We start from the raw sequence: 13,023 nt of genomic DNA, 5'->3' as shown, positions 1-13,023 counted from the left end.
TATTTTCGGGTGGGGGACCCCGGTTCGCCGGAGCGATGCGAAAAGACCTATAACTGGCCGGAAGCCTAAGTCACCTGAATGGCGGACGAGGAGCGCGACGCGGAGTCATCTCCACCCGACGAGACGCACGTCTCGGACGACGCGGGTGACACCGATTCGGTCTCGCGCGGTGACGACTCCGACGGCGAACCTACCAGTGAGGAGTCTCACGAAGGCGATTCCGGCGGCGACGACGCGCAGACGGCGACGACAGAACCCGTGTACGGTCGCGTGACGCCACGCGAAGAAACCGTCTCCGACGAACCTGTCGATGCCAACGAGAACGAGGCGTCGGACGCGGAATCCGACGACGCTGGCGACGAGGAAGTCGACACGGCTGACGATATCTTCGACGACGACTTCGAAGACGACCCTGACGCTCCGTTCGAGGAGGACAAACACTTCTCGCACGTCCCGGAAGGCACGTACGACGACGATGCGGACGGAGACGCCGAGTCCGAAGACGGCGGTGACCGCGACGAAGATATCGACGGTGGCCCCGACGAAAGTACCGACGGAGAAGACGCCCCCGTCGCCACGAGCGACTCGACTGGCGCTATCGACGCCGACACGGCACCCGGTGGCGACGACCTGCTAGACGACGACATCGCCGGTAGCGCGCCCGAAAGCGACCAGGAGATGCCGCTGACCGACCACATCGAGGAGATGATTCGTCGGTTGGCCGTCGTCTTCGGCGTCGCTGGCCTCATCACGCTCACTCTCTTCCCCGGTGCCGACATCCTCAACGCGTACGTGAACACGGGACTTCCGAGTGCGACGGACGTCATCAACTTCCTCTGGAACACGCACATCCCGGCGGCCGACGCGATTGCCGACCGTCGTCCGCGCCTCTACGGCCCGCTCGAACTCATCTTGACGAAACTCAAAGTCGCCGGCCTCGCCGGGACGGTCATCGGGCTTCCGGTGTTCGTCTACGAGACGTACCTGTTCATGCGCCCCGGCCTGTACCCCAAAGAGCGCAAGTACTACCTCGCGGCGGTGCCGACGAGTCTCATCCTCGCGCTCATCGGCGTCACCTTCGCTCACTTCGTGGTCCTGCCGGCCATCTTCGCGTACTTCACCTCGTACACCGAAGGGACGGCAGTCATCGCGTTCGGCCTCAAAGAGACGTTCAACCTCATCCTCATCTTGATGGGCTACATGGCCATCGTCTTCCAGATTCCACTGTTCGTGGAGTTGGCCATCATGATGAAACTGGTCACGCGCGAGTGGCTTGAGAACCGCCGCCTGCTGTTCTGGGGCGCGTTCCTCGGCCTCGCGTTCCTCGTCAGCCCCGACCCGACGGGGATGGCACCCATCATCATCGCGGCGACGATGATTACCCTCTTCGAGGGGACACTCGCCGTGTTGCGGTGGACTGGGAACTGAGCGGCAGTCGCGCGTTTTTTGCCGTCACTCGAGCCTCGTCGCAACCCCTGCTTCTGCGCTCTCGATGAACCGTTCGTTTGCGAGGAGAAGTATCACTACGACCGGAAGCAACCCGAGTATGGAACCCGCGGCACCGAAGACTGCCAGCGAGAGGCGCAGTTCGTACAGCGCCCAGATGAGCGGTGCCCAACTCGACGCGTCGCCGTCGGTCATGAGAAACGAGTAGAAGAACTCGTTGTACACCTGAATGAACGTAAAGACGCCCGCGGTTGCGATGCCGGGCTTCGATAACGGCATCACCACCCGAACGAGCGCGCCGAGTCGGGTCGCTCCTTCGACTCGCGCGGCGTCTTCCAGTGTGTCTGGAATCTGCCGAAAGAAGGCAGTGAGGATGAAGATGGCGAGTGGCATCGTCAACGCACTCAGCGGGAGTCCCACCGAAAAGGGAGTGTTGTAGAGGTTTGGACTGGAGACGGCGATAGTGCCGAGTGACACCGAGACGTTCCCCGTCAAGAGGCGATAGACTGGCAAGAAGAACGCGACCGGCGGCACGTACGCCAGCCCGAGCGTGAACAACATCACGAGTCGCCGTCCGGGGAAGTCGAGTCTCCCGAAGGCGTACCCTGCGAGACTCCCGACGAAGACGACGAAGACTGTCGTCCCACCGGCGATGACGAGGCCGTTGAACAGGTGCCTGAGGAAGGACGTTCCGAAGAGGACGACGAGGTAGTTGTTCAGTGTCACCTCGGTTGGCAAGACGCCGAGTTCGGCAACTGCGGCGTCCGGCGTGACCGAGAGGACGATGAGCCAGTACAGGGGAAACAGAAACACGAGACAGACGAACCCGACGAGCGGGTAGAACAGTAATCGGTACGTGAGGTTCGGATACTCGATTGCGTGGCGCACACCGCGAACGAACACACCGTTCTCGTCACCGGACATCGCAACACCTCGGGGGTTCGGTGGGACGGCGCATACTGACAAATCAGTCGGCAAGGTTTCATTTAGTCGTTTGGGGGACACCCACCGGTGGGCGTCGTTCACCCGAGTACGGAACGCTTATCCCACACAAGTAAATTTTCTGATACGATGGTCGAAGTCGCCGCGTGGCTCTGGTTGTTCGTCCCGATTTGGCTCATCGTGAGTGTCTTGGCTGGCATCGACGCGGGAAAGAACAGTTCACAGAATGCCTTTATCTGGGCGCTCTCTGTCTTCGTCGGTGGAATCCTCGGGTTGCTTCTCTACATCAACCTCGGGAGGGACCAGTACGGAGAAGAGACCACTGCGGCGAGTGACCTCCCCACCCAGCGAGGGCTGACCACGTGTCCAAACTGTCAGTCGTTAGAGGACACCGAGCGTGAGGTCTGCCGTGTCTGTGGCGAACCGCTGTGACGACGCTGCTCCGACCCGATTGCATCGGACACACTGCCAGTGTGAGTCGCTTACGCCGACTCTGCTTCTTCTCGCTCCTCTGCGGCGACGAGACTCTCCACACGGACCTTCAACGCTTCGTTCATCGCCTCGAATCCTGCCTTCGTCTTGTCGCCGATGAACCGCAAGACGAGGCCCGCGAGGATTCCGGAGAACGTCTCGGCGTGGACGAAGCGGGTTTTCGTCCCGCCGTCGAGTGGTTCGAGGCGGAACTGGTGTTCGCCGTCGAAGAGTCCGGGCACGAACAGGTGGCCGAGCCATCGGAACTCTCGATGCTTCTCGCACTTCGTCACGTCCGGTTCGAACACGGACTCGCGTCCACCAGGTGGTCTGAGGTGGACGACGAGTGTCGCGCCGACGTTCGCCCGCCCAGCGATTCGCATGAAGGGGTTCCACTCGTCGTAGGTGTCGAAGTCGACGAGTGTGTCCCACACTCGTTCCGGTGGGGCGTCGATTTCGATGCTCGTCGTGATTTCACGTGCCATACACGTCTATTCGCGGGCGAAGACCGTGAATCTCGCGTGTGGTACTCGGCGCGGAACGTTCATTGCTGGTGACGAACACACGGACGTATGGCAACCCTCCTTCTCGCCCGTCACGGCGAGACGACGTGGAACCACGCAGGACGTGTGCAGGGGTGGGCCCCAACCTCGCTCACTGACCGTGGTCGCACCCAAGCGCACGCGCTTGCTCGACACGTCGCAGACTCGTACGAGGTCGACCGCCTCGTCACATCGGATATCGAACGCGCCCAAGAGACTGCCCGTCCAATCGCCCGCGAAGCCGGCGTCGAACCGGTCCTCGACCCGTCGTGGCGCGAACGCGACGTCGGGTCGCTCCAGGGGTTCGAGTTCGACGAACTCGTCGAACGGTACCCGCAGTACGTCCTCTCGGCAGTCGGAACCCCCGCGGCGCGTGAGCGTCCGCCGAGCGGTGAGAGCCTCGTCGAGGTTCGCCGCCGTGTCCTCACCGCACACGAAGGACTCACTGCGTCGATGGAACCCGACGAAACTGTCCTCGTCGTCACACACGGGACGCCGATTCGGCTCACACTCGGTGACCTGAGAGGACTCGACATCGTCGAAGCGATGCAGTCACAACCACTCGACAACGGGGGCCTGTGCGAACTCGAAGTCGAACGCAGCGACGACGGTGACGACCCGTTGGTTCACGTCGTCGTCGAGAACGAGACGCGCTTTCTGACGGCGTAACCGACTCGACCTGTCGGTCCGTCACTGGCCGTTCTGGCAGCGAGAGCGACAGCGCTCACGAGTGTTCGGGTTCTCGTCGTCGGCACCAAAATCAGCTGACGGTCCGAACGCGCCGACTGCTTACTTCCGCATCGGGTAGTCCTGTGCGAACACGTCGTCGACGAGGAACTCGTCTTCGTCGTCGTCACCTTCGGCCGCGGGGCTGACGCTTCCCGTGCGGTAGCCGTGTAAGTCGAGCGTGACGTGGTCGAAGCCGACGTCTTTGATGTGGTCACGGGCCGCGCGGACGAAGTCTGGGTCGAGTGCGCGTTCTAACTCTTCGGGGGCGACTTCGATACGGGCGAGGCCGTTGTGGTCGCGGACGCGGAACTGCTCGAAGCCCCACGTTCGGAGGACGTTCTCCGCCTGTTCGACGCGAGAGAGACGCGCCTCGGTGACTTCGAGGCCGGTCGGGATACGCGACGAGAGACACGCCATCGAGGGTTTATCGGCGACAGAGAGGTCGTACTCGTCGGCGATGGCTCGGACCTCGTCTTTCGTGATGCCGTGTGCGAGTAGTGGAGAGATGACCTCCAACTCCTCGACTGCGCGGAGGCCGGGGCGGTGGCCTTCGCCGGGGTCCGACGCGTTGGTTCCATCGCAGACTGTCTCGATACCGCGCTCACGTGCGGCCTCGTACATTCGACCGAGGCGCATCGTCCGGCAGTGGTAACACCTGTCGTCGTCGTTGACGACGAAGTCCGGGTTGTCGAGTTCCGAGAACTCGACGACGATGTGTTGGATGCCGATTTCGTCGGCGACGCGTTTGGCGTCGTCCAACTCCGCTTCGGGGAGCGTCTCGCTCTTTGCCGTGCAGGCGACCGCGTCGTCCCCGAGGGCGTCGTGGGCGAGTGCGGCGACCACACTGGAGTCTACGCCACCGGAGAAGGCGACGAGGACGCTCTCACGCTCTGCGAGTGCCTCGCGCGCCGCGTCTGCCTTCGCCGTGACGTCTCGCTCGCTCATGGCCTCTCTTCCCGGTGGACCGTCAAAAGCCCCTCGTCCCCGGCGCGAACGACCGCGAAGTGTGGATTCTCTCTTTGTCCCCCGGTTTGACCCCGCGACTTTTTGTCCTATGCCGCGATAGGTCCGGCCGAATGGACTTCGAGACCATCCCCGGCGTCGGCGAGAAGACGGCGGCCGCACTCTCGGAACTCGACGACGCCGAACGAGCGCTCACAGAGGGGGACGTAGTCGCACTCGCGCGAGCGCCGGGTCTCACGGAGGGCAGGGCCGCGGCCATCGCCCGCGGGGCGATTCGGCGTGACCACGACGACACTGGTGACTTCCTCGCCACCGACCGTGCGCGGGAGATTTACCGCGACGCACTCGGCCTCTTGCAGTCGCGCACCGTCACCACGTACGCCGAAAAGCGGTTGGAGACGCTGTTCCCGACTGGGTCGGAGTCACGCATCGAGGAAGTCCGCGACTTCGCCGCCAGCGCGACGGACCTCAACCCAGACCCGGACGTACTCGCGGCACTCTCGGGTGTCGAACCACTGACCGACCCGCGGACGCGCCGGGTCCGCGAGCGGTGTATCGCCACTGCCGACGCCGAGCGTTACGCCGAGGCGAAGGCGGTGTTTCCCGAACTCTCTATCGAAGTCGTCGAAGACGCGCGCGGCATCGGTGAACTCGCCCGTTCGTACTCGACAGTCGTCGTCCTCGACGAGTCGTTCGCCGGCATCGACGTCGAAGGCGACGTGCGCGTCCTCCCGGACGCCGCAGAGCGAACCGACGAAGTCGTTCCCGAGCGATTGCTCGCGTTCTTCGCCGAGAACCGCGAGGCGTTGGAGGCCGCGGCCGAGGTCCACGAAGTCGCTGACATCGACCCGCCGTGCGACGTGGACGCCCTGCGCGATGCACTCTCTCGACTCGACGACGACGGCACTATCGTCGGCGACGACGAACTCCAGCGACTCTCGAACGCCGTCGACGACATCGACACCGCCGTCTCGACTGCCGAATCGGTCGCCAACGACCACCTCCGCGACGTGATTCGGGAACGCGACGTGACCATCGAGGGGACCGACTTCCTTTCGCTCGTCGAACAGGGCGCACGCGTCGATTCGTTGCTCTCGCGGGAACTCGAAGACGAGTTCGACGAAGCACTCGCCGCCGCCCGCGACCACTTCGTCGACGCACTGGCGCTCCACCCCGGCGAGGCCGACCTGACCGAACGCATCTTCCCCGAGGACCCGTCGTTCCCACTCGGTCACGACGAGGAGGCAGTGGGCCGCCTACGGACTGAACTGAAGGCCGCACGTGACCGCAGGGCCGCCAAACTGAAAGCCGACCTCGCGTCGGACCTCGGCGAACTCCGCGACCCGGTGGAGACGCTCGTTCGCGACGCCCTCGAACTCGACGTGCGCCTCGCAGTCTCGCGGTTCGCCCGCGACTTCGACTGCGTCTTCCCCGAGTTCACCGGCGCGGCCGGCGACGACGGCACCGGGTCGTTCACCATCGAGGCAGGACGCTCGCCGCTCCTCGACGTGGACTTCGAGGACGTAGACCCCGTCGACTACGAGGTGTCGGGTGTCACGCTCCTCTCGGGTGTCAACAGCGGTGGGAAGACGTCGACGCTGGACCTCGTGGCACTGGTCGTCGTCCTCGCCCACATGGGACTGCCCGTCCCGGCCGAGTCGGTCCGCCTCTCGCGGTTCTCCGAACTCCACTACTACGCCAAGTCGCAGGGGACGCTCGACGCCGGGGCGTTCGAGAGCACGCTCCGGGACTTCGCCGCACTCACCGACGGTGCGGCGGACCGCCTCGTCCTCGTCGACGAGTTAGAGAGCATCACCGAACCCGGCGCGTCGGCCAAGATTATCGCCGGCATCCTCGAAGAACTCTCCGAGCAGGGTGCGGCGGCGGTGTTCGTCTCCCACCTCGCCGGCGGGATTCGGGAGGCCGCGGACGTCGATGTCGCTGTAGACGGCATCGAAGCAGTCGGCCTCGAAGACGGCGAGCTCGTCGTCAACCGGTCGCCCGTGAAGGACCACTTGGCGCGTTCGACGCCCGAGTTGATTGTCGAGAAGTTGGCCGGCGAGAGTGAGACGAGTTTCTACGGGCGGTTGCTGGAGAAGTTCTAACCCCACTTTTTACGGTTCGGGGTCGCCGGATGCGACCCACTCAGCGTAAAAATCTGGAGGGGAAACCCGCGAGCGAGGCTAACGGTCGAGGCTCGCGGTTCAACTCGTCCTCGTGGTCACGTGGGAAGTCCGAAGATGGCGATAGTTAGCATCGCCAGACCGACCAGACCGATGCCCACGAACCGCGTCCACTGGTTGTTGCGCGAAGCCATGACGAGCGCGATGACACATTGGATGGTGAAGAACGCCGCGAACACCCGCGAGGCAATTGCGACGGCCGAGAGTACGTCGGTGACGAGAACGACGGCGATGGCCCCGATAGCGAGGATGGGATAGGTGAAGCGCTGCTCGACACCCCCTTCGGTGAGTTCCAGCAGGACCGCCGACCGCGAGGAGATTGCGTTGACTGCTGCCGATGCCTGACTCCCGACCGCGAGGAGCAAGATGAGCCACGGAAGGATGGGGCTCGCCACCGTCGCGATGAGAACGACCGAGATTGGGTCGGCCGTGTCTGGGCGGTAATCCGCAAAGAGGAGGAGAGCCGTCAACGGGAAGAGGACGAAGGCAATCGTGGCGATGATTTGCGCGATTCGCATCGTCTTGATACGGAGGTCAGCACTGTACTGCGACCCGATGTACCGAGATGCTTCGAACCCCTGAACGATGGCGAACAGGCCGAGAATCTTCCGGAGTCCTTCGGTGCCCACAGGTGGGTTGTAATTGGGGAGCGCCCAACTCCCTGCCAGGACGGCGTCGACGTTGTACGCGAGGAACCCGACGATGATTGCCGTGATGGCCGCGAGGTTGAACGCTGTCGTCTTTTCGCCCAGGTTGTTGAGTTGGTCCAGCCCTCTGGTGAGGCCAATCAACCCGAGGGCGACGAGCGAGAGGACCGCGATTCCTGACCCCTGTGAGACGCCGGGGTCGAGACTGATGCCGAGTGGTACTGCGATGAGGAGGACGATGACACCACCCATTAGCTGCAAGTAGTAGGCGACGTTCACGAGCGACGCGACGAGTAACGAAGCCTGCCCGAGGCGCGCGACGTTGTGTAGTGCGCCTTTCCCGCCGGCTATCGGTTCGTATTTTCGGATGTTGTATCGCATGACCCACCCCATGGTGTACCCGAGCGCGCAGAGCCCGAACATGATGAGGGGCGATTCGAGTCCGATGATGAACACGATAATCGGCGTCATCGCGACGAACCCGATGTCCATGATGTTGGCGAGCGGGACGACCGTCGCCTGATACTGTTCCGAGTTCTGGACGCGACTCGAATAGAGGACTGCAGACAGTCCGAGGAGCGTCACGACTACCACGATGGAGATGACGAGGGTCATCGGATGCCCTCGCTATACACCTTCAATGCTGAGCCGACCAAGTCACGGATGTCTCTTACGTGGGCCATAGCAGGTGAAATCCTGATTCTCCTCTGTGAAGTCGTACGCTCACCCGCAGAGTTGCGTGGACATGCGGAGTTGCGGTGGATACGTCGCGTCTCGATGGCCACCCCACACGGCGTCTCGTGACGCGCGCCTCGCCTCGCGAGGAATACTGTGTCCTGTCGATGGCTTGATGGAAAGTTACTCACCCAACCGTTCAATTAAGCGGATATTATCCGCCGGCGTGGCGACTTTTAGACTCGTCTTCGGGGCACAGCGGGTACGCGGGTCCAAACCGGGTGACGCGGGTGTGTGGTGTCTCGTCGGACTGTCAGCATCCGGCGTGTTGTGTCTTCTCCTGACGATTTACGTCTCACTCTCCCACTCCTCTCGAAGCAACCCGTACTGAATCATGTCGCGGTACTCGCCATCGACGAACATGAACTTGCGTTTCCGGCCCTCTTCGGTGAACCCGAGTGACTCCAAGAGTCCGCGCGACGCGTCGTTGAAGTCGAAGGCCTCTGCTTCCACGGCGGGCGTGTCGTACTGTCGAAACACGTAGTCGATGGCGAGCGAGACGGCCGCTTTCCCGTAGCCTTCGCCGTGTACCTCTGGAATCAGCCAGTACCCGAGTTCCGGGCGCTTGAAGTGCGCGTCGCTCACGCCGACGAATCCAATCGGCGTCACGTCGTCTTCGCCCGGTTCGATTGGGGGCGTGTCGTCGTCTTCGAGACAGACGAGAAATCGGTCTGGCGCGTTTCTGTCGTCCGATATCTCGTACTGCTCGCGGTTCATCACCGGGTTGCCGAGTGGGAACCGTATCTCCGGGGTGGCCCCACCGCGCTGAAGAAACGGGATATCCTCCGTCTCGGCCGTCCGGAGCGTGATTCGCTCACCACTCGTGATACGTGCACCGGGCATGGATGGAACTCACCGCCCTCGTTTATTATTCCACGCCGACAACTCCGCCCATGCCCTCCGACTCGCTCTCCCCAGAAGAACGGCGACAGTACGACGTCGTCTATCACGCCACAAAGAACGCCATCTGGGACGTACTCGGAACCGCGGTGTACCTGCTGTTTCTCGTCTTCGCGCTCGGAATCACGCTTCTCGGACTCGTGTTCCCCGCACTCGGAGAACTCGCGTCGGGCGGGACCAACCCGTTCGTCCTCGGCGTCGGGGGTGTCGGGTTCCTCGTCGCACTCATCGCGGCGCACCAGATATACTCTCTCAGTAGGTGACGTACCGACTCGTCACTTCCCACCGTATCGTGGCGGTGGGACCCACGGTTCCGGCCAGAATCGACTCCGAGCGAGTTCTGCATCACGAATCGTTTTGCAACCTCGGCGTGACGCCACTGTATGCACGATTCTCCCGTCGCACTCGTCACTGCAAGTAGTCGCGGCATGGGCGCGGCGTGTGCCCGTCGACTCGCGGACGACGGCTACACGCCGGTTCTCTTGTCAACATCCGGTGCCGCCGTCGACCTCGCAGAGGACCTCGGCGGCGTCGGGTTCGAAGGCTCAGTGACCGACCCCGACGACCTCGCGGCGATGGTCGAGGCCGCCTCGGAGACGTACGGCCGACTCGACGCCGTCGTCAACAACACCGGTCACCCACCGACCGGCGACCTCCTCGACATCACCGACGAAGAGTGGCGCGAGGGGATGGACCTCGTCCTGCTCAACGTCGTCCGCATGGCCCGACTCACGACACCGCTCTTGCGCGAGGGCGACGGCGGAAGCGTCGTCAACATCTCCACGTTCTCGGCGTACGAACCGTCTCCCGACTTTCCCGTCTCGTCGGTTCTGCGCGCCGGACTCGGCGCGTACACGAAACTCTACGCCGACCGGTTCGCGGCCGACGGCGTGCGGATGAACAGCGTGCTTCCGGGATTCGCCGATAGCTACGAAATCGACGACGAGACTCGCGAGCGAATCCCGATGGGCCGACCTGCCGCCGTCGAAGAAATCGCCGACGCCGTCGCGTTTCTGGTCTCCGACGAGTCGAGTTACGTCACCGGCCAGAACCTCCGCGTCGATGGCGGCCTGACACGGCACGTCTGAAGGCAGAGGGCCGATTCGTCTCGCGGGTTCGGAAGCACCGGCACTCGTCGGACTCCCGTCGGGTCCGTTCTCGCTTCGCTCACTCTCCCGACGACGTTCCACTCGCTTCGTTCGCAAGCCTCCCGTCGGACGAACGCCGGTAAACGATTAAGTCCCCGGCGCGTGGTACTCTACTCGATGAGGGAGGACCCCGAAGAGGGGATGCTGTCGTGGGACGAGACGGTCTTCCGCGACGAACACGTCTTCGAGATAGACCACGTCCCGGAGACGTTCAACCACCGTGAGAGCCAACTCCGGAGCCTGAAGTACGCGCTTCGCCCCGCGGTTCGTGGTTCTCGCCCCCTGAACACGATGGTTCGTGGTCCACCGGGCACGGGCAAGACCACCGCCGTACAGAAACTCTTCGGCGAGTTGGGGACGCAATCGGGCGTCCGAACCGTCCGCGTGAACTGCCAGGTCGACTCGACCCGCTACGCGGTGTTCTCGCGCGTCTTCGAACACATCTTCGAGTACGAACCACCGTCGTCGGGCATCTCGTTCAAGAAGTTGTTCGGGCAGATTACCGACCGGTTGGTCGAAGACGACGAGGTACTCGTCGTCGCCCTCGACGACGTGAACTACCTGTTCTACGAGAACGAGGCGTCCGACACGCTCTATTCGCTGCTTCGCGCCCACGAGGCACACTCTGGAGCGCGTATCGGCGTCATCATCATCTCGTCGGACCTCTCGCTCGACGTCATCGACGAACTCGACGGCCGCGTCCAGAGTGTCTTCCGGCCCGAAGAGGTGTTCTTCCCCCGCTACGACGTGAACGAAATCGTCGATATCCTTCGCGGGCGGAGCAAACGCGGGTTCCACGAGGACGTCATCGGCGACCCTGAACTCGACCGCGTGGCCGAACTGACCGCCGAGAGTGGCGACCTGCGGGTCGGCATCGACTTACTCCGTCGCGCTGGCCTCCACGCCGAGATGCGGGCGTCGCGGACCGTCGACATGGAAGACGTCGAGGCGACCTACGACAAGTCGAAGTACGTCCACCTCTCGCGGTGTCTCCGTGGCCTGTCGGACCCCGAACGCGAACTCGTTCGCGTCGTCGCCGAGTTCGACGGCGAACGCGCCGGTGCGGTGTTCGAGGCGTTCAACGAGGAGACCGGACTGGGGTACACGCGCTACTCCGAACTCGTGAACAAACTCGACCAACTCGGCGTCATCGAAGCGCGGTACACCGAAATCGAAGGTCGCGGACGGACCCGGTCCATCTCGCTCGCCTACGACGCCGACGCGGTTTTAGACCGCCTCTAAGCGGGAGTCTGGACACACTCCTTCCGTCCCGTTTCAGGTCCATTTTTACTCGCCGCCCGAGTCGCCTGAGTCATGAAGACGACTGGCGGAACCGACGACCAGAAGCGCCGCGCCGCCGAGGCGGCGGTCGAAGCAGTCGAAGACGGCATGGTCGTCGGCCTCGGGACCGGAAGCACGACGGCGTTCGCCATCCGTGCAATCGGTGACCTCGTCGCCGACGGCGTAGACGTTCGTGGCGTTCCGACCTCGTTCGCGTCCCGTGAACTCGCCCGCGAGTGTGACATCCCACTCGTCGACCTCGACGACGTCGACGGCATCGACGTCGCAATCGACGGTGCCGACCAGGTCGCAGGCGACGCACTCGTCAAAGGAGGTGGGGCGGCCCACGCTCGTGAGAAAGTCGTCGACGCCTTTGCCGACCAGTTCCTCGTGGTCGCCGACCCGTCGAAGACGGCAGACGTGCTCTCGCACCCCGTGCCGGTCGAAGTCCTTCCAAGCGCGCGGACGACCGTCGCTGCGGCCGTTTCTGACCTCGGTGGCGACCCGACGCTTCGGCGGGCCGAACGAAAAGACGGTCCCGTCGTCACCGACAACGGGAACCTCGTCCTCGACTGTGACTTCGGCGAGATGGCCGACCCTGAAGCCCTCGCGGCGTCGTTGTCTGCACTCCCCGGTGCGGTCGAACACGGAATCTTCGCCGGTCTGGCCGACGTAGTCTACGTCGGAACCGACGACGGCGTAGACGTCACTGAACTGTGAGATACTGGCTCTGACATACGTCTCACACCCCCCGACTGCGCTGTCGCTCGCGGGGTTGCGATAAAAGAAAGTAGTAGTAGTAGTTTAGACCGATTTACAGGTCGCGGGGCTGGACCGTCTTACGGTCGTTCTGCTCAGCACGGCGTGCAGCGTCTTCGAGAAGCTCCTTGACTTCCTCGTCGAGGGCGTCGTAGAAGTCCGAGGCCACGTTCTTGTCCTGAAGCGCTTCCTTGACGGCTGCCTTAACAATGAGGTCTGCCATACAGAATGTTGTACCGAACCACCATTAATAAAATTTCCTATATTGGTCGTTAAT

Annotated in this window: 14 protein-coding genes; 8 read left to right on the top strand and 6 right to left on the bottom strand. The window is 63.2% G+C overall.

From position 1 onward, the window contains the following. Positions 1 to 78 precede the first annotated feature (78 nt). A complete protein-coding gene (locus tag GJR96_RS04390; protein WP_151161821.1) occupies positions 79 to 1,428 on the top strand; it encodes a twin-arginine translocase subunit TatC in 1,350 nt (449 codons plus the stop codon). Positions 1,429 to 1,452: 24 nt separating this feature from the next. Here GJR96_RS04390 and GJR96_RS04385 read toward each other — a convergent pair whose 3' ends face one another. Then, positions 1,453 to 2,370 carry a carbohydrate ABC transporter permease gene (locus GJR96_RS04385; RefSeq protein ID WP_151161820.1) on the bottom strand — a complete coding sequence of 306 codons (918 nt, stop codon included), beginning with the start codon at positions 2,368 to 2,370 and terminating at the stop codon, positions 1,453 to 1,455. A gap of 147 nt (positions 2,371 to 2,517) precedes the next feature. Here GJR96_RS04385 and GJR96_RS04380 point away from each other — a divergent pair, with 147 nt between their 5' ends. Beyond that, the gene (locus GJR96_RS04380; protein WP_151161819.1) at positions 2,518 to 2,820 is read left to right on the top strand and encodes a hypothetical protein; all 303 of its coding nucleotides are present in this window, start codon (positions 2,518 to 2,520) and stop codon (positions 2,818 to 2,820) included. Between the two features lie 50 nt (positions 2,821 to 2,870). Here GJR96_RS04380 and GJR96_RS04375 read toward each other — a convergent pair whose 3' ends face one another. Beyond that, positions 2,871 to 3,344 carry an SRPBCC domain-containing protein gene (locus GJR96_RS04375; protein ID WP_151161818.1) on the bottom strand — a complete coding sequence of 158 codons (474 nt, stop codon included), beginning with the start codon at positions 3,342 to 3,344 and terminating at the stop codon, positions 2,871 to 2,873. A gap of 87 nt (positions 3,345 to 3,431) precedes the next feature. On the opposite strand from GJR96_RS04375, the gene GJR96_RS04370 reads away from it, so the two are divergent. Beyond that, positions 3,432 to 4,070, top strand: a complete 639-nt coding sequence (locus GJR96_RS04370) for a histidine phosphatase family protein (protein ID WP_151161817.1) — start codon at positions 3,432 to 3,434, stop codon at positions 4,068 to 4,070. A gap of 120 nt (positions 4,071 to 4,190) precedes the next feature. Here the strand turns inward: GJR96_RS04370 and larE are convergent, their stop codons facing one another. Then, on the bottom strand, positions 4,191 to 5,075 hold the full coding sequence (gene larE / locus GJR96_RS04365; protein ID WP_151161816.1) for an ATP-dependent sacrificial sulfur transferase LarE: 885 nt from the start codon (positions 5,073 to 5,075) through the stop codon (positions 4,191 to 4,193). A 131-nt stretch (positions 5,076 to 5,206) separates the two neighbouring features. Here larE and GJR96_RS04360 point away from each other — a divergent pair, with 131 nt between their 5' ends. Next, the gene (locus tag GJR96_RS04360; RefSeq protein ID WP_151161815.1) at positions 5,207 to 7,198 is read left to right on the top strand and encodes a MutS-related protein; all 1,992 of its coding nucleotides are present in this window, start codon (positions 5,207 to 5,209) and stop codon (positions 7,196 to 7,198) included. A gap of 116 nt (positions 7,199 to 7,314) precedes the next feature. Here the strand turns inward: GJR96_RS04360 and GJR96_RS04355 are convergent, their stop codons facing one another. After that, positions 7,315 to 8,538, bottom strand: coding sequence for a hypothetical protein (locus tag GJR96_RS04355; RefSeq protein ID WP_151161814.1), 1,224 nt, complete (start codon positions 8,536 to 8,538; stop codon positions 7,315 to 7,317). 408 nt (positions 8,539 to 8,946) lie between these two features. Then, positions 8,947 to 9,501 carry a GNAT family N-acetyltransferase gene (locus GJR96_RS04350; RefSeq protein WP_151161813.1) on the bottom strand — a complete coding sequence of 185 codons (555 nt, stop codon included), beginning with the start codon at positions 9,499 to 9,501 and terminating at the stop codon, positions 8,947 to 8,949. 50 nt (positions 9,502 to 9,551) lie between these two features. On the opposite strand from GJR96_RS04350, the gene GJR96_RS04345 reads away from it, so the two are divergent. From GJR96_RS04345 to rpiA, 4 genes are all read left to right on the top strand, one after another. Beyond that, positions 9,552 to 9,821 carry a hypothetical protein gene (locus GJR96_RS04345; protein WP_151161812.1) on the top strand — a complete coding sequence of 90 codons (270 nt, stop codon included), beginning with the start codon at positions 9,552 to 9,554 and terminating at the stop codon, positions 9,819 to 9,821. Between the two features lie 120 nt (positions 9,822 to 9,941). After that, positions 9,942 to 10,646, top strand: coding sequence for an SDR family oxidoreductase (locus GJR96_RS04340; RefSeq protein WP_151161811.1), 705 nt, complete (start codon positions 9,942 to 9,944; stop codon positions 10,644 to 10,646). Between the two features lie 177 nt (positions 10,647 to 10,823). Beyond that, positions 10,824 to 11,948 (top strand): ORC1-type DNA replication protein, encoded by a 1,125-nt coding sequence (locus GJR96_RS04335; RefSeq protein WP_151161810.1) that lies wholly within the window; start codon positions 10,824 to 10,826, stop codon positions 11,946 to 11,948. 72 nt (positions 11,949 to 12,020) lie between these two features. Further along, positions 12,021 to 12,707 (top strand): ribose-5-phosphate isomerase RpiA, encoded by a 687-nt coding sequence (gene rpiA, locus GJR96_RS04330; protein WP_151161809.1) that lies wholly within the window; start codon positions 12,021 to 12,023, stop codon positions 12,705 to 12,707. A gap of 94 nt (positions 12,708 to 12,801) precedes the next feature. Here the strand turns inward: rpiA and GJR96_RS04325 are convergent, their stop codons facing one another. Continuing rightward, positions 12,802 to 12,969, bottom strand: coding sequence for a DUF1931 family protein (locus GJR96_RS04325; RefSeq protein ID WP_058571455.1), 168 nt, complete (start codon positions 12,967 to 12,969; stop codon positions 12,802 to 12,804). Between the last annotated feature and the right edge of the window lie 54 nt (positions 12,970 to 13,023).

Origin of the sequence: Haloferax litoreum (genome assembly GCF_009674605.1) — an archaeon.
GTDB lineage: Archaea > Halobacteriota > Halobacteria > Halobacteriales > Haloferacaceae > Haloferax > Haloferax litoreum.
The sequence above is the reverse complement of the archived record's forward strand: the minus strand, read 5'-3'. Positions and strand labels throughout refer to the sequence as shown.